At 33.2% G+C, this 17,749-nt stretch carries 13 protein-coding genes and 4 tRNA genes; 10 read left to right on the forward strand and 7 right to left on the reverse strand.

Features of this window, described 5'->3' with window-relative positions; genetic code table 11:
• Positions 1 to 77: 77 nt before the first annotated feature.
• The 4 genes from GQ596_RS08780 to manD all read right to left on the reverse strand — a co-directional run bounded on the left by GQ596_RS08780 (position 78) and on the right by manD (position 6,010).
• On the reverse strand, positions 78 to 1,559 hold the full coding sequence (locus tag GQ596_RS08780; protein WP_160401306.1) for a mannitol dehydrogenase family protein: 1,482 nt from the start codon (positions 1,557 to 1,559) through the stop codon (positions 78 to 80).
• Positions 1,560 to 1,583: 24 nt separating this feature from the next.
• Entirely contained in the window at positions 1,584 to 3,092 is a 1,509-nt protein-coding gene (locus GQ596_RS08785) for an MFS transporter (protein ID WP_160401307.1), read from the reverse strand.
• A 73-nt stretch (positions 3,093 to 3,165) separates the two neighbouring features.
• Positions 3,166 to 4,569, reverse strand: a complete 1,404-nt coding sequence (uxaC, locus tag GQ596_RS08790) for a glucuronate isomerase (RefSeq protein ID WP_160401308.1) — start codon at positions 4,567 to 4,569, stop codon at positions 3,166 to 3,168.
• Positions 4,570 to 4,795: 226 nt separating this feature from the next.
• The gene (gene manD, locus GQ596_RS08795) at positions 4,796 to 6,010 is read right to left on the reverse strand and encodes a D-mannonate dehydratase ManD (RefSeq protein WP_160401309.1); all 1,215 of its coding nucleotides are present in this window, start codon (positions 6,008 to 6,010) and stop codon (positions 4,796 to 4,798) included.
• Positions 6,011 to 6,303: 293 nt separating this feature from the next.
• On the opposite strand from manD, the gene GQ596_RS08800 reads away from it, so the two are divergent.
• Entirely contained in the window at positions 6,304 to 6,873 is a 570-nt protein-coding gene (locus GQ596_RS08800; RefSeq protein WP_160401310.1) for an aminodeoxychorismate/anthranilate synthase component II, read from the forward strand.
• A gap of 7 nt (positions 6,874 to 6,880) precedes the next feature.
• On the forward strand, positions 6,881 to 8,626 hold the full coding sequence (gene pabB / locus GQ596_RS08805) for an aminodeoxychorismate synthase component I (protein WP_160401311.1): 1,746 nt from the start codon (positions 6,881 to 6,883) through the stop codon (positions 8,624 to 8,626).
• A 48-nt stretch (positions 8,627 to 8,674) separates the two neighbouring features.
• Here pabB and GQ596_RS08810 read toward each other — a convergent pair whose 3' ends face one another.
• Genes GQ596_RS08810 through GQ596_RS08820 form a run of 3 tightly spaced genes read right to left on the reverse strand, consistent with a single transcriptional unit; the run spans position 8,675 to position 12,157 of the window.
• Positions 8,675 to 9,259: a membrane integrity-associated transporter subunit PqiC gene (locus GQ596_RS08810; RefSeq protein ID WP_160401312.1), complete on the reverse strand. Its 585-nt coding sequence runs from the start codon at positions 9,257 to 9,259 to the stop codon at positions 8,675 to 8,677.
• On the reverse strand, positions 9,259 to 10,896 hold the full coding sequence (gene pqiB, locus GQ596_RS08815; RefSeq protein WP_160401313.1) for an intermembrane transport protein PqiB: 1,638 nt from the start codon (positions 10,894 to 10,896) through the stop codon (positions 9,259 to 9,261). The genes GQ596_RS08810 and pqiB overlap by 1 nt, the downstream gene beginning before the upstream one ends.
• Positions 10,897 to 10,903: 7 nt before the next feature.
• Positions 10,904 to 12,157 carry a PqiA/YebS family transporter subunit gene (locus GQ596_RS08820; protein WP_160401314.1) on the reverse strand — a complete coding sequence of 418 codons (1,254 nt, stop codon included), beginning with the start codon at positions 12,155 to 12,157 and terminating at the stop codon, positions 10,904 to 10,906.
• A 361-nt stretch (positions 12,158 to 12,518) separates the two neighbouring features.
• On the opposite strand from GQ596_RS08820, the gene recA reads away from it, so the two are divergent.
• From recA to GQ596_RS08860, 8 genes are all read left to right on the forward strand, one after another.
• The gene (gene recA / locus GQ596_RS08825) at positions 12,519 to 13,571 is read left to right on the forward strand and encodes a recombinase RecA (RefSeq protein WP_160401315.1); all 1,053 of its coding nucleotides are present in this window, start codon (positions 12,519 to 12,521) and stop codon (positions 13,569 to 13,571) included.
• The gene (locus tag GQ596_RS08830) at positions 13,564 to 14,064 is read left to right on the forward strand and encodes a regulatory protein RecX (RefSeq protein ID WP_160401316.1); all 501 of its coding nucleotides are present in this window, start codon (positions 13,564 to 13,566) and stop codon (positions 14,062 to 14,064) included. Before recA ends, GQ596_RS08830 begins: the two co-directional genes overlap by 8 nt.
• Positions 14,065 to 14,266: 202 nt before the next feature.
• Entirely contained in the window at positions 14,267 to 16,900 is a 2,634-nt protein-coding gene (alaS, locus tag GQ596_RS08835) for an alanine--tRNA ligase (protein ID WP_160401317.1), read from the forward strand.
• Between the two features lie 138 nt (positions 16,901 to 17,038).
• The gene (csrA, locus tag GQ596_RS08840; protein ID WP_160401318.1) at positions 17,039 to 17,239 is read left to right on the forward strand and encodes a carbon storage regulator CsrA; all 201 of its coding nucleotides are present in this window, start codon (positions 17,039 to 17,041) and stop codon (positions 17,237 to 17,239) included.
• Positions 17,240 to 17,360: 121 nt separating this feature from the next.
• Positions 17,361 to 17,453, forward strand: a tRNA-Ser gene (locus tag GQ596_RS08845).
• Between the two features lie 19 nt (positions 17,454 to 17,472).
• Positions 17,473 to 17,549 (forward strand) — tRNA-Arg (locus GQ596_RS08850).
• Between the two features lie 18 nt (positions 17,550 to 17,567).
• Positions 17,568 to 17,644 (forward strand) — tRNA-Arg (locus GQ596_RS08855).
• Between the two features lie 19 nt (positions 17,645 to 17,663).
• Positions 17,664 to 17,740 (forward strand) — tRNA-Arg (locus GQ596_RS08860).
• Positions 17,741 to 17,749 lie beyond the last annotated feature (9 nt).

The following is a 17,749-nucleotide window of genomic DNA, read 5'->3' on the forward strand; positions in this document are numbered from 1 at the left end:
ACAAGTGAAAAGTGTAACGCCATTGCAGACAATTACACTTTGCTTTTATTAATTATGTTAGTTTTATTAGTAATGCTTTAAAAAATTTTTTCTAACCGTTTTACTGACTGTTTAGCACCAATATCCCGCAAAGATAAATAAGCTTTAGTCACCTGCTCAACAAAATATTGATTGTTAGGTAGATCATCGCCAAATACATGTGATAATGACAATAACGATTTTACTCGTTCTTGATTATCTTGGCTATTTGCTACTAGCTCTTTTAACTTATGAGCAATTGGATCACTTATTTCAATCACCTTACCTGCATCATCTGTGCCGCTTACATACCGCATCCAAGCTGCAATACCTAAAGCTAAGCAATCAAATGGTGTATTATTTGCTAAATGAAAACGGACTGAATCAAGCATACGCTGAGGTAACTTTAAAGTGCCATCCATGGCTATTTGCCAAGTACGATGTTTTAAACCTGTATTACGGTAACGATCAAGCAACGAATCGGCATAAGCCTGTAAATCAACACCTTTTACTCGTAGTGTGCTTGCCTGTTCATTTATCATCAAATGCCTTGCAGCTTTAACATAAAAAAGATCTTGCATACATTCGTCTATATGTAAATATCCAGCTAAATAGCCTAAATAAGCTAGAAATGAGTGACTACCATTTAACATCCGTAATTTCATTTCTTCATAAGGCAAAACATCACTAACTAGTTCAGCGCCAGCTTTTTGCCAATCAGGTCGACCAGCAACAAAATTGTCTTCGATCACCCATTGCTTAAAAGGTTCGCCTGCAACACCAGCAGGATCTTCTATACCTCCGAGTTGGTTTTGTATTTTTACCATAGTTTCAGGAGTTACTGCTGGCACTATTCGATCAACCATTGTCGAAGGAAACGTTACATTTTGTTCTATCCAATTAGCCAAATTTGGATCACGCTGTTTTGCTAAAGCCAAAACAACATTCCGCGTTACATGACCATTTTCTGGCATATTATCACAAGACATAACAGTAAAAGGTTTTAACCCTTTTTCTTTACGTAAGTATAATGCTTCAACAATTACCCCAGGAACAGTTTTTGGTTTAGTTGGGTTTTCAATATCGTGTTTAATTAGCGTATTATTAGTATCAATTGATGCCGTTGCTGGTAAATAGCAATAACCTTTTTCGGTAACGGTTATTGACACAATGGCAATTTCAGGGCGTGTCATAACTTCTAGTATTTTGGCAATACCGTCTATATCGGCATGCAATGCCTCTTTAGCGACACCAACAACTCGAGTTGACCAATTGTCATAAGCCATTTCACAAACACTAAATAAGCAATCTTGCTGTTTTAAATCTTCAATTTGCTTTTCACCACCGATTAAATTGACTTCACAATATCCCCAATCACTACCATATTTAGCCGCTAAAATATCGGTAAAAACCGCTTGATGGGCTCGATGAAATGCACCAAAACCAAGATGGACAATTTTAGTTTTAAGCTTATTTCTATCATAGTTTGGTACAACTACCTCTTTAGGTAGTTGTGATATAGTTTTTGCTGATAGTTTCATTGTATTTTCCATTTAATTTAATAATTAGATTTTTCGCCACACATCTTCGTAGTTGTGACCAGTTAAATCTTCAATCACTCTTCTTGTTTCATCAGTTACATCTTCTTTTGAACCATTATCTTTTAATCTTTCAATTTCATTAACCAAAATTGCATGAGTTTGCTTATTTAATTTAAATGTAAGTGCAAAAATTAAAGCAATAAATAATAATCCCGCTGTACCACATAAAAATAATAGTCCTATTGTGGTAATTGCTTGCTCACTTTGAACTATACTTCCTTGGATAAATCCACCTTTTTGTAAAATTAAACCTACTACAAATGTTGCGACAGCGACAGTTGTTTTTCTACCAAATGTCATTACAGCTGCATACAATCCTTCTCGTCTTTGTCGAGTTAAAATTTCATCCACATCTGGAATAAAAGGGAATACGTTCCAAGGAGTAAATTCAAGAATACATCGTCCAGCTTGATAGCAAACTGCAAAAACATAAAGTAGCAAAATTTTTGATTCAGGGTTAAATATATAAATACAATAAAAACCAACGATACACATAATCATTGTCGAATAAGAAAATGTGTATAATTTACCTGGTCCATATTTTACCATAGCAAACCCTGCAATTAATGTTATTGGTAATCCAATAATACTTAGGGACAATAGCGCTGCGGCAATAGATGAAGGTACAACCAAACAATATACGCAAAAAAAGACAAATACAGTATTAAAAACATCTTTTGCTGTAAAAGAAAATAAATAAATAGCCAAATGACGACGAAATGCTTTTATGTTGAAAGTGGAAATGTATTCGGAAAATAATTTTTTAATAATAACTAATTTTTCTGCAAACGTTTTCTTGACGGATACTTTTTTCAAGTGTTCTAACATTTCAGCAGTTGGTTCTCTTTCCCAAGTGACTTTATAGGAAATAAATACACAGATTGCAAATATAACCGCAAATAACAAACCATTAATAAAATAGGCGTATGCATTATTTTCTCCAAAATAATTGATTAAAATGCCAGGTACAAAAGTGGCTAAAAAAGTACCACAAGCAGAAAGAAACATTCTTCCTGTTGATAGTTTAGTTCGAGCGTTATAATCTTTAGTCATTTCAGATGGAAGTGTTTCCCAAGGAATAAGGACAATTGCGGCTACAATTTCAAAAACTAAATATACAACTAAATAAAACCAATAATTCATCCCCGTAACCCATAATAAAACGTAAAGTAACATTAATGGAGAACCAATTAGTAAGAAAAATCTTCTTCTACCAAATTTTTGTCCTAATTTATATTTATAGAAATGATCAGTAAAACTTCCCATAAATAAACTAACAACCGCATCCACAATACGTGCAATGGCTACAATAGATGCAGCTTCTAATGGTGTTAATCCAACAAAAGTAGTATAAAAAAAGAGTAACCACGCACCAATAATGGTAAAGGCACCTCCTCCCATTATGTCTGTTAAACCATAACCTATTGCGATAGGTAGTGTGACCTTTCTTTTATTGTTTATTTTTGTATCCATATTTTGTATCCTTAATTTAATAATTAAATCTATCTTTAGATTTTTTTAAACAAAGTAATATCTAGATTCAATCTCAAAATCTGAAGTAGGAAAGCGCATTTTTGTAACAAATACCGGTAATAAGTTTTTCTAGTAATTTATCATCATGAGGTATCTCTCCATCAGTTACCCACTTACCAATTAAATTACATAAAATCCGTCGGAAGTATTCATGGCGGGTATAAGAAACAAAGCTTCTTGAGTCAGTTAGCATGCCAACAAAATTTATTAATAGCCCATGATCCGCAAGAGTAGTAAGCTGCCTTAACATTCCCCTTTTAGTATCACTAAACCACCAACCTGCTCCAAATTGCATATTGGATTTTACTAAACCTGATTTTTGAAAATTAGCAATGGTTGATGCAACAATATCATTAACACTTGGATCCAAGTTATAGATAATAGTGTTAGGCAATGAATCTAATTCATTCATCTTATTTAATAATTGATTTAAATTTATGGCTAAATTTTGTTGATCGCATATAGAATCAAATCCAGAATTGATACCAACTTTATTGAGCATGACTTTATTGTTGTTACGAATAACGCCAAAATGAATTTGCATTGTCCAATTTCTTTTATAATAGAATCCAGCTAATGCAATTAACACTGCCGATTTATATTGAATTTCTTCAATTTTATTTAAAACAATATTATTCATTTTTTTCTCAAATAATATGTTCTGGGTAGCTAAATCACTTGGATAAAACTCAATATTCATTAACCCATGGTCAGACAATCGACAACCTTTTTGATGGAAATACTCAACGCGATTTTCCAATGCTGCTAAGTAATCATGGAAGTTATTGATTTTAATTAATGCACTTTGCTCAAGAGTTTGGACAAATAAAATAAATTTTTCACCATCTGCATCTAATGCTTCGTCAGGTCTAAATGTTGGTAAAACTTGTGTTTTGAAATGATGCTGTTGTTTTATCTCGTCATGATATTGCAGAGAGTCTAAAGGCGAATCAGTAGTACAAATGATTTCAACATTAGAAAGACTAATTAATCGTTGAGTTGTGTAGTTTTGTTCTTTTAAAATATGGTTACATTGATTCCATATTTCATAATAATTTTTTTTATTGAGTGTATCTTTAATACCAAAATAGTTAGCAAGTTCAAGGTGACTCCAATGGTATAAAGGGTTACCTATGGTATTTTCAACAGTTTCACTCCATACTTTAAATTTCTCTAGCGGTGAAGCGCTACCGGTAATAAAGGCTTCATCGACACCATTTGCTCTCATTGCCCGCCATTTATAATGATCACCTGCTAACCATAAATCATATATTGAGTCAAATTTTTTATTCTCGGCAATTTCTTTAGGATCCAAGTGACAATGATAATCAATAATAGGTAATGATTTGGCAAATTCATGGTATAATTTTTGAGCAATCCTGTTATTTAAAAGAAAATTTTCATGGATAAAAGACATTTATTATTACCTCATTATAATTAAATAATATTCTCTCTAGCTATGCATGATGAGGTAACACCATATATACCTAAATTAGAATATTTATAATTTCTTCTAGACAAATATTAATTTTTGAATTGCGACTAAAAATCATAAAACATTTTTATATAACCATTTAATAAATATAAATTTTTAATCATATTGCTGTTTAGCCACAATACTTTTTATATAACCTCCTATAAATTTACCAATTCCACAATGTGCCATCTTCAAGACGAGCAATCGGTAAATATGCTGGGTTGTATGGGTATTTTTCAGCTAGTTTTTCGTCAAAATCGATACCTAATCCTGGTTTGTCACTTGGATGCATATAACCATCGTTAAAAGTCCAATTCGGAGAAAAAACTTCCAACATTTGCTGTGAATACCCCATAAATTCTTGCACACCAAAATTAGGCACCCACATATCAAAATGTAGTGCAGCTGCATGGCAGATTGGGGATAAATCAGATGGTCCGTGAGAACCTGTTCTCACTTGATAAAGAGCAGCAAAATCTGCAATACGACGCATATGGGTAATACCACCTGCATGGGTAATGGTGGTTCGAATATAATCAATTAATTGTTCTTGGATCAGTTGTTTACAATCCCAAATACTATTGAATACTTCACCGACAGCAATTGGTGTTACAGTATGTTGACGAATTAAACGGAAACATTCTTGGTTTTCAGCAGGAGTTGGATCTTCCATCCAAAATAGTCGATAATCTTCAATACTTTTGCCAAAACGAGCCGCTTCTATTGGTGTTAAACGGTGATGCATATCATGTAGTAAATGTTCATTAAAACCAAATTTATTCCGCACGGCTTCAAACAATTTAGGCATAAAATCAAGATACTTCTCTGTTGCCCAAAATTGCTCTTCAGGATAATTTCCCCGTGTTGCGGGTTCATAAGCAAGGTTTTTCCCTTTACTTTGACCATAAGTCGTTTTCATACCGGGAATACCACATTGCACACGAATAGCTTTAAAACCCATTTCTTTATGTTTAGCGTAATCATCAAGTGCTTCATCAATACTGGCACCAGTTGTGTGGCAATACACCATTACGCCTGTTCGTGATGCACCTCCGAGTAGTTGATATAATGGCATGTTTGCTAACTTACCTTTAATATCCCAAAGTGCCATATCAATTGCCGAAATTGCAGACATGGTAACAGGACCGCGGCGCCAATAAGCTCCTTTATAAAAATACTGGAAGATATCTTCGATTTGTTGCGGATCGCGACCAATTAGCTGTGGGCAAAGGTGATCTTTTAGATAAGAAGCAACCGATAATTCACGCCCATTTAGTGTTGCATCTCCTAAACCGTATACTCCTTCATCGGTAGTAATTTTTAATGTGACAAAGTTTCTTCCTGGACTACATACAAAAACTTCTGCTTTTACAATTTTCATTCAATACCTCTTTTGTGGAATTTGGTGTTATCAAAATAACAATCCAAATACTACCATACAAGTAGAGTTGTATACTTTTATGAAATCTGTCACAAAAAAAGAGGCTTTTTATAAAAACATTTAAGAAAACTCTGTGTCTTAGTATAAACAAGGAAATAAAAGATCATAAACTAGCAATAATATCTTCTTTTAATTGCATTGACGGTATAATACATTCTGTTACGGCTGGAATTTGACTGTTACAGGTGCCAGTATTTTTAAAACAATACTCTATGTAATTAACGGACTGTATTTTGATATTATTAATAGATAATTATGATTCTTTTACATTCAATATTAACGATTACTTGTGCCAAGTTGGTGCAAAAGTAAAAGTAATAAAAAATGATGAAATGACAATTGAACAAATAAAAAAGCTCGAATTTTCTAAGATTATCATCTCACCTGGTCCTAGCTCTCCAATCAATGCTGGAATATCACTTGCTACAATTGCCGAATTTAGTCGTGTTTGCCCAATATTAGGAGTTTGTTTAGGCCATCAAGCGATTGCTCAATCTTATGGTTATAAAATCATCAAAGCACCAACACCTATGCATGGAAAAGTCGATGAAATAACCCATGATGGTCAAGGAATTTTTAAAGGAATCAAAAGCCCGCTTTCGGTAGTTCGTTATCATTCATTAATTGCTTGTGATAATCTTTTACCAAAAGACTCTCAACTGATTGTAACAGCTAGAAACAATCAAGGATTGATTATGGGATTACGTCATAAAATGCTACCTATAGAGTCAGTTCAATTTCACCCTGAAGCAATTAAAACCGAATTTGGTTTACAAATGATTGATAATTTTGTCCATGAGTAATACTAAAATGAAAATTCATATCGACTTTGAAGGTCAACACAAATGTTTTTGCAATCCAATAAAAGTTTTTGCTACAAATGACTATTCTTCAATTAAACAACAATTGGATGAAATAGAAAAATTCACACAACAAGGCTATTATGCAGTCGGATATCTGGCTTATGAAAGTGCAATGGGCTTCAATAGTGAAAATAAAACAAAACAAAATCATGAGTTGCCACTATTGTTATTTGGTATTTTTGATAAATTTTCTATTGTTGAACAAAAACAGATAGAAATAAGTGATTATATACCACCAAGTTTTGCTTTGATAAGCGATACATCAATTGAGGAATATAATAAAAAGATTGATTTTATTCGATCACAAATCGAACTCGGCAATACTTATCAAACTAATTATACTATTCAATTTACCGCCCCATTTAATGAAAATGCTATTGATTATTACTATTTTCTACAAAAAAATAATCAAGCTGATTATTGCGCCTACATTGAGTTTGACGATTATTATATTTTATCGATTTCACCAGAATTATTTTTTAAATTAGATAATAAAATCATTACCACAAAACCAATGAAAGGGACCACTGCTCGGGGCTTAACTAATCAACAAGATAAGCAACAATTAAAATTTTTATTTTCTGAAAAAAACCAAGCTGAAAACATGATGATTGTTGATTTATTACGTAATGACTTAAGTCGAATTTCGAAACCAGGATCAGTGACTGTACCCAAACTGTTTTCAGCCGAAAAATATCCCACCGTTTGGCAATTAACGTCAACAATTCAGGGAGAATTAAATGAAGATATTAATTTATTTAAAATTTTTCAAGCTCTTTTTCCTTGTGGTTCAATCACTGGTGCGCCTAAAACAAGTACCATGCAAATTATTGCAGATACTGAAAATTCACCACGTGGTGTTTACTGTGGAACAATTGGTTATATTGGACCATATATGAATAAAGCTGTATTTAATATCCCAATTCGCACATTAACCATACATAATCAAAAAATGCGTTATGGTGTTGGTGGGGGAATCACTTGGGACTCAACATCAAAAGATGAATATAACGAAATCTTAGCTAAAATAGCAATTTTAAGTCGCACTACTTCTTCACCAAAATATATTATTGAATCGCTATTGCTAGAAAAAGGACAATTTTTATTATTGAATGAACATTTAAGTCGGCTTGCACAATCAGCTGATTATTTTGATTTTAAATGTGATATTAATGCGATTAAGTTACAACTTATTAAGTTAGCAAATACAGCCACTCAAAATATTGTAAATACCTACAAAGTCAGAGTGTTACTGCAAAAAAATGGGTTATATACCATTAGCGAGAATATAATTAACACATCAATAAAAATTAATGAAATTCGATTAGCAACAAAGTGTGTTCATAATCAAAATATCTATTTGTATCATAAAACATCAAATCGTAAGCACTTTCCTGATTTAACTACTGGAAAAGAATATATTAATTTTAATCAATACAATGAAATAACTGAATTTGTTAATGGTAATCTTGCTCTACTAATTAACGATCAATGGATTACGCCTAAAAAAGAGTGTGGATTACTTGCAGGCACCATGCGGCAATTTTATTTAGATCATAATCAATTGTTAGAAAAAACGATTTTAAAAGACGATCTTATCAATGCTGATAAAATTGCATTTATCAATAGTGTTCGCAAATGGATAACGATTGATGATGAAGTTTTTAGTCAATTTAAGTTGCAATTAAAATAATTGATTTAAAATACTCCGTCAAAATTCTGACGGAGTATGATTATAACACTAATGTTTTATTGAACCAGCAAAGTCCAGTTCTTCATCTTGCCAACCTTTTGATAGTGCTTTAACTAAAGCACTATATCCATTGGATTCTAAAGGAACATAGCGCTCAAATGATTTTGTTTCAATATTATTTTTACAGTCAGTGATCACCCATCGTCCTTTGATGACTGCATCGCCAGTATAACTGCCATGAAAACCATCAATAAATAATTTTACTGTTAGTGTAGGCGCTGTAATTGACTGGCTTGATACTAAATAATTAGGCAATAAAACAGTTAAATCTTGCGATAATCTCTCTTGAAGTTGCTGAGATAGTGTTGAAGCCCATAAATGCTGGGTTGCCGTTTCATATTTAATATTGTTTGTTTGTAATACTATACCCGACTTACTTAAAAAACTCGCAACATCGACTGATTCAATCCAAATAAAACCATTAGTCGTTTTTATTTTTTGCGATACAGGGGTCGGTAAATTACTAGTTAGTTGAAAATAGCTTTTACTTGGAGTGTTAGTTGAGCAACTTACTAATATAACAAGTAATGGTATAAATACAGCTATAAGCAATTTTCTATGTATTTTATTCATTATTTTTTACCTTTTGCTTTAGGTTCTTGATCCTTCTTTGAAGGAGCAGAAAAGATCAAAGCATTACTCTTATCGTTAAGTGTATTAAGTAATGGAGTTAATTCGTCCATCATTTGCTGGGCTTTTTGTAAACTTTCCTTTATTTGATTGTTTAGTTCGGAGCCTGGCTGTAATCCCTTCATTGTTTCATTTAATGAGCGTAATGTTTTTTGTAAATCTTTCGGCATATTCTGCATTTCTTTACTAGACATAACCTGATTTAATGAATCCATTAAATGTTGGCTTGAAGCAAGCGATTGATTGAGTTGTGATACAGTATTGTTAAGAGGCAAGCTATTAAAATTATCTAATAATTGCATCACCTTGGATTGAATTTGTGCAATTCCTGTTGAAGTCGCCTCAATTGTGTCGTAACCAAACTGTTTTGCCATTTTAGAGTCATATTTATTTTTCAAATCAGGATAAAAATCAAGATCTATATACATTGCACCAGTGAACATATTTGAGGTTTTTAACGAAGCCCTTAATCCATTTTCTTGCTCTTTCATAATTAATGCCGCAATATCGACTTTTTCATCAACTAATTCAGACAAACGATCAGGTTCAATCCTAATTAATATTGGTACTTTTTTATTTAAAATCGAAGATTTTTCTAACATCTCAGCTGTATAAAATGGCACTTTAGATACTGTTCCTAGCCTAATACCATGATATTCAACAGGAACGCCTTCTGATAACCCAGATATTGAATCAGAAAGCATAACAAGAAATTCTTTATATTCAGTATATTGAGAATCTTTAATGGATTTTTTATCTTCATATAATTTATAAACTGCGTTTTGTTCTGCAGGTGCACCTAATTTAGACCCCTCAGGCAAATCAAAACTAATCCCCCCTGACATTAAGACATCTAAAGAAGGAACGTCTAAATTTGCTCCTTGAGGAGAAAGAGTTAAATTAACCCCGCCTTCTTTCCAAAAACGAACATTTTGTGTTACTAGTACATCGTAAGGTTTAGTAATAAAAACTTGATATTTCATTTTACGTGCTTCAACATCAAATTCTGAAGTTTCAACATTACCTACACGATAGCCATGAAACATGACAGAAGCTCCTCTTGGGATCACACCATTTTGTTCACTTTCTAAATTTAAGCGAATCCCTTTAATACTTGGATCTGACAATGGTGGGGTATCAGAAAGCGTAAAAGGTTTGTTTTGAAAACTGTGCGTATCGTTTCCGGCAACTAATTCTATATAAACGCCTGATAAAATAGTTCCTAATCCAGTCACCCCATCTCGCCCAATCTCAGGCTTAACAACCCAAAAAATTGAATCATTTTTTAATAGAGGTTCCATATCATTATAAATACGCCCTTTTATTACCACTTGCTTGTAATCATCAGATAAAGTAACTTCATCAACGATACCAACATCAACACTACGGTTTTTAATGGTCGTTTTCCCTGCAACGATGCCACTTGCATCTTTTGCAAGCAAAGTGAAAGAGGTTCCCCTATCGGCTAAATAAGAGTAAATTATCCAAAGACCGACAATTGCTGTAACAATGGGAATAATCCATATTGCGGAAATAGCTCTAATTCTGGTTATTTTTGCTAATTTACTTGATGTTGCCATATTGTTCCTATTGACCTATTTTTTTATTTTGCGGACGATCCCAAATTAAACGAGGATCAAATTTCTGTGATGCAATCATTGTGATAATAACGACACTTGCAAAAAATGTAACACCAATATCAGGGTAAACCCCCATCATTTGTTGATTTCTAACTAAAGAACAAATAACTGAAACCACAAATATATCTATCATTGACCATTTACCTATGAATTCAACAGCAGTATATAATTTTTTCATTTTTATGCAATTACGCTTATTTTTTTGCTTTACTGCTAGTGCAAAATAACAAAGCCAACTAAGCGAAATAATTTTTAAAATCGGAATCACAACACTTGCAATAAAAATAATAAGCGCAACAGGAACATCACCTGATTGCCACATATAAATAACGCCATCAATAATGGTTGAAGTTGATGGTGCACCAAAAACAACAGTTATCATAATACCAAATAAATTAGCAGGAATATAAAGAATTAATGATGTTACCAATAACGCTATAGTCCATTGTATTTTATCTCGATTTCTAATTTTACTTTTTTGTTTACACCGAGGACACTTTTTATAATTTATAGGTAATATAGCCTGACAACAATTGCATAATTTTAAATTTTGACTTATTCCGGTTTTACCTGCTTTTAACGTATTAGAAGAAAAATTATTACGGTGAATTTCGTTCCAAATAATTTCTGGTGAAAAAATAACTAACGACTTGATATAAAAAAAGACAAATAAGCAAAATGCAAAAAACGAGTTAGTAACACCAATGCTGCCATAACTCATTAATTTAACAAAACTGACTAAAATCCCAACAAGAAAGATTTCAGGCATACACCAATGTTGAAACTTTTCATAAACAATAAGTAAATCTCGCTTTCGGTACTTTGTTAATCGTAATTTAGAACAAAGTAAGGTGATAATTAATAAATTTACTATAGGAAAAAGCAAAACAAATAAGATAAAAAGTGCAGAAATATAACCATATTTATCAAAAAAAAGGGTTTTAGGTATATCTAATACACTAACGCCAATAAAATTACCCACAAGACGAATATCAATAAAGATAAAACCGAAAGCAACAACAATCATAATCAACGAACAAACTGCATACATGGCAGATCTAAACTTCATATCATGATTATTTTTGACTAATGTTGTATTACAACGAGGACAAACAGCTTTGTGCCCTATCATTATATCAGATAATTCTACGACCAAATCACAGTGTGAGCATAAAACATAATGTTGCTTATCAATGGCCATTATTTCCCTTTATTCGATATCTTTAATCAACAAAAATATTCAAGTTAGAATAACATTGAAACGCAAAAACTAATAAATTATTTTAAACAGTTAGTCGAAGAATAATAACAACTAATAAGAAACACATCTGGTCAAAGAGCATAATTGAAAAATTAATAAGATAATCTAATAGATTTAATCTTGAATACCAATATTTTATCACCATTTGTTAGTTTCAGTTATTATAAAAACTGAGTTAGTTATAAAAAGCATAAGAAAATTGTAATAACTAACTAAATGATTATCGTATATAAAAAAAACTTGATACTGTATAACGATACAGTATAATATTCTACATCCTCACTCATTGGAATTTTATAATATGAACGAAAACAAACAACGCGCACTTTCAGCTGCATTAAGTCAAATCGAGAAACAATTTGGTAAAGGTTCAATTATGCGTTTGGGAGATACTCAAACGTTAGATGTGGATGCCGTATCTACTGGTTCTTTAGGGTTAGATATTGCATTAGGTATTGGTGGCTTACCAATGGGTCGGATCGTTGAAATTTTTGGGCCAGAATCATCAGGTAAAACAACGCTTACTTTATCAGTAATAGCACAAGCTCAAAAAGAAGGTAAAACTTGCGCATTTATTGATGCTGAACATGCACTTGATCCTATTTATGCTGCTAAATTAGGTGTACAAGTCAATGACTTATTAGTATCACAACCTGACACAGGAGAACAAGCACTTGAAATTTGTGATGCATTAGTTCGCTCTGGCGCCGTTGATGTGATTATTGTTGACTCTGTTGCAGCTTTAACACCAAAAGCTGAAATCGAAGGTGAAATGGGCGATTCTCATATGGGATTACAAGCTCGCTTAATGTCACAAGCTTTACGTAAACTTACTGCAAATATTAAAAATGCCAATTGTTTAGTTGTATTTATCAACCAAATTCGTATGAAAATCGGTGTCATGTTTGGCAATCCAGAAACAACAACCGGTGGTAATGCGCTTAAATTTTATGCCTCTGTTCGTCTTGATATTCGTCGTATTGGTTCAGTCAAAGAAGGTGAAGATATTATTGGTAGTGATACTCGAGTAAAAGTAGTTAAAAACAAAGTTGCAGCACCATTTAGACAAACCGAATTCCAAATTCTCTATGGTTGTGGAATTTCGAAAGAAGGTGAACTAATTGATTTAGGAGTTAAAAACAAATTAGTAGACAAAGCTGGTGCGTGGTATAGCTACAATGGTGAAAAAGTTGGTCAAGGAAAAGCTAATTCAATTAAATTTTTACAAGAACATCCTGAAATTGCAAAAGAACTTGAAACTAAGCTACGCGATTTACTACTAAATAGCCCTGCTGTTTTTGCAGCAGATGAAGAAGATATTTCATCAGAAGATGAAATTTTGAATAATGAATAAAAACCTTAATAAATCAATTCTAAATAAAGCTGTGCAACTACTTGCACAGCGTGATCACTCTTCGTATGAACTATCTCAAAAAATAACATTTTTTTTTGCTAAAAAACTATCATCTCTAGACGAAGATTATCACGATCAACTAACTAAACTAAAAACTGAAATACAAGATGTTATTGGGTATTGTATCAATCAAAAGTGGATCAATGATGAACAATACATTGAAAAGTATATTGTTATGCGTGCCAATAAAGGTTATGGAAAATATAAAATCGCAATAGAACTTAAACAACGCGGTTTACCAACTGATTTAAGCCATCAACTATTACAAATGTCTGATATCAACTGGGGAAGTATTGCTCATGAACAATTGCTAAAAAAGCTAAAACAAATCAAACCACAAAATAATAATAAAAAACAAAAAGGTATTCAGTTTCTGATCGCAAGAGGTTATACACAGGATGATATTAAAACCGCATACGATTTATTGACTTAAATAATGAGAGTATCTAAAATGCAGTATATAAAAATTAGAAAAATAATTACAAATAAAGCTCACTAATTCTTTTTTTATTTTTCCTTATTACTTGTAAAATTAACTAGATCCACTCCAATAGTAACAATATTTACTTTTCAACTTTAGTTGTAACGAGTATATTAATATGTTTAAAAATCTATCGTTTTATATGGAAGCATAAATGAAAAGTACTGCAGAAATTCGTCAAAATTTTCTTGACTTTTTTCGTGGCAAAGGACATGAAGTTGTCTCAAGTAGTTCCCTTGTTCCACACAATGACCCAACGCTATTGTTTACTAATGCAGGAATGAATCAATTCAAAGATGTATTTCTTGGTGTTGATAAACGTTCTTACTCTAGAGCAACAACATCACAACGTTGTGTCCGTGCTGGTGGTAAACATAATGATTTAGATAATGTTGGTTATACAGCTCGACATCATACTTTTTTCGAAATGTTAGGAAACTTTAGTTTCGGAGACTATTTTAAGCGTGATGCAATCCATTTTGCGTGGGAATTATTAACTAGTAAAGAATGGTTTAATCTACCTAAAGATAAACTTACCGTCACTGTTTATGAAACAGATGACGAAGCATATGCAATTTGGGAAAAAGAAATTGGAATTCCCAAAGAACGTATAATTCGTATTGGTGATAATAAAGGTGCACCATATGCATCTGATAACTTCTGGCAAATGGGTGATACAGGTCCTTGCGGTCCTTGTACCGAAATTTTCTACGATCATGGTGATCACATTTGGGGAGGGCCCCCAGGTAGTGCTGAAGAAGATGGTGATAGATTTATCGAAATTTGGAACATCGTCTTTATGCAATTTAATCGTCATCCTGATGGAACGATGGAACCATTACCTAAACCATCTGTTGATACAGGAATGGGACTAGAACGTATTGCGGCTGTTTTGCAACATGTTAATTCTAATTATGAAATAGATCTATTTAAGAAATTAATTAAAGATGCAGCAGACATTATTCAAACTAAAGATTTAGAAAATAAATCACTACGAGTTATTGCTGATCATATCCGCTCTTGTGCTTTCCTCATTTCGGATGGAGTATTACCTTCAAACGAAGGTCGAGGTTATGTGTTACGCCGAATAATTCGACGGGCAGTGCGACATGGACATATACTTGGCGCAAAAGGCATATTTTTCTACAAACTTGTAAAACCATTAATTGATGTAATGGAAAATGCAGCGGTTGAATTAGCTAATAACCGTAAATTGGTCGAAGACGCGCTTAAATTAGAAGAAGAGCAATTTTTAAAAACATTAGAACGTGGATTATTTTTACTTGATCAAGAGTTAACAAAAATCACAGACAAAATATTACCAGGTGATGTTGCATTTAAACTTTATGATACTTACGGCTTTCCACTAGATTTAACCGCAGATGTATGCCGTGAAAAAAATATCACTATTGATGAAGCAGGCTTTAATCAATGCATGGAAGAACAAAGAAAGCGTGCTCGTGAATCGAGTTCATTTAGTGTTGATTATAGCAACGTTATAAAACTTGATGATAAAACTGAATTTTTAGGTTATCAAGCAACTGAATCTTCAGGAAAAATTATTGCCATATTTAAAAATGGCCAAAAAATTGAAAGTATTCATGCTGGCGATGAAGCCATTATCATTCTAGACAAAACACCATTTTATGGTGAATCTGGTGGCCAAATTGGTGATAAAGGCTTATTAACAACTGCGAATGTTGAATTTACTGTTTTAGATAGCCAAAAATATGGTAAAAGTATTGGGCATATAGGTAACATCGTTAAAGGCTCTTTAAAAGTTGGAGACACAGTTACAGCGGCAATTGACATTGAACTACGTGAACGAATTCGTCGCAATCATTCAGCTACACATCTATTACAAGCTGCATTACAACGTATTTTAGGTAATCATGTTCATCAAAAAGGATCTTTAGTCAATGATAACTATCTGCGTTTTGACTTTTCACATAACCAAGCGATAACGCAAGAACAAATTATTGAAATAGAAAACCTTGTTAACCGACAAATTCGTCGTAATTTACCGGTTGATATTGAACTTATGCCAATCGAGGAAGCAAAAAACAAAGGTGCTATGGCACTATTTGGTGAAAAATATGACGATATAGTACGAGTGCTTACTATGGGCGATTTTTCAATCGAACTTTGTGGCGGTACTCACGTAGATAGAACAGGTGATATTGGTTTATTTAAAATAGTATCAGAATCAAGCATTGCATCTGGTGTACGCCGTATTGAAGCGACCTCAGGGCAAAATGCAATGGATCTAATACATAATGAATCAAATTTATTGACTCAGATTGGACAAATTGTTAAAAGTGACAAGTCTGCAGTTTTAGCGCGTATTGAACAATTATTTGATCAAACTAAACAACTTGAGAAAACAATTGAACAATTAAAAGCACAAAAAGCTAGTCAAGAAAGTGCTCAATTACTTAACCAATGCGAAAAAATTAACAACACCAATATACTTATTGCCAAACTTGATAACATTGAAGCAAAAGTATTACGCACTATGATTGATGATCTTAAAAATCAATTAAAAACAGCTGTAATTATTTTAGCGGCTGTCAACGATGGAAAAATCAATTTAGCTGCCGGTGTAACTAATGATTTAATCAAAAATATTAAAGCTGGTGAACTAGTTTCTCAGCTAGCATTGAAAATAGGTGGTAAAGGTGGTGGGCGGCCTGATTTTGCTCAAGCAGGTGGAATGGATCTCTCGGCATTACCAGAAGCGTTGTCTTCTGTGAAAAAGGAAATCAGTAACAAATTACAAGCAAGTTAGCCATATATACTCAAGTGTTTGTTAATTAAATATTAGAGTTTTTCTGTAAATTCCGTCTTACATTCTTATGGATGGAGGCTGACGAAGCTATATCTTAAAATAGTTTGGATATATACTTAACTGATATTAGGAGATCTAATGTTAATTTTAACTAGGAGAGTAGGTGAAACACTAATAATTGGGGATGATGTAGTTATTACCGTCTTAGGCGTAAAAGGCAATCAAGTCAGAGTTGGTATTAATGCACCTAAAGATGTTTCTATTCATAGAGAAGAGATATATAACAGAATTCATCAGACACAAGATTCAAATGATGAATTCCCCGAGCCCAAAGGGTAATATTGGGCAGTAAATAAACAACCAGCACGCATAAGCAAAAAAATGTTTGACTTATTTTTTGTAAAAAGTAATATGTGCGCCACACATTATGATTTTGTTGTTCAAGAAGTCATAATGTCTTGGTGAGATGGCCGAGAGGCTGAAGGCGCTCCCCTGCTAAGGGAGTATGCGGTCAAAAGCTGCATCGAGGGTTCGAATCCCTCTCTCACCGCCATTTTAAAAATTTAAAATATGCATCCGTAGCTCAGCTGGATAGAGTACCCGGCTACGAACCGGGCGGTCAGGGGTTCGAATCCCTTCGGATGCACCATTTTAAAAAATTCAAAACGCATCCGTAGCTCAGCTGGATAGAGTACCCGGCTACGAACCGGGCGGTCAGGGGTTCGAATCCCTTCGGATGCACCACTTTTTAACGAACTTACACGCATCCGTAGCTCAGCTGGATAGAGCACTCGGCTTCGAACCGAGCGGTCAGGGGTTCGAATCCCTTCGGGTGCGCCATTTCGGTTG

It is taken from the genome of Gilliamella sp. Pra-s60 (assembly GCF_009795755.1).
Taxonomy (GTDB): Bacteria; Pseudomonadota; Gammaproteobacteria; order Enterobacterales; family Orbaceae; genus Gilliamella.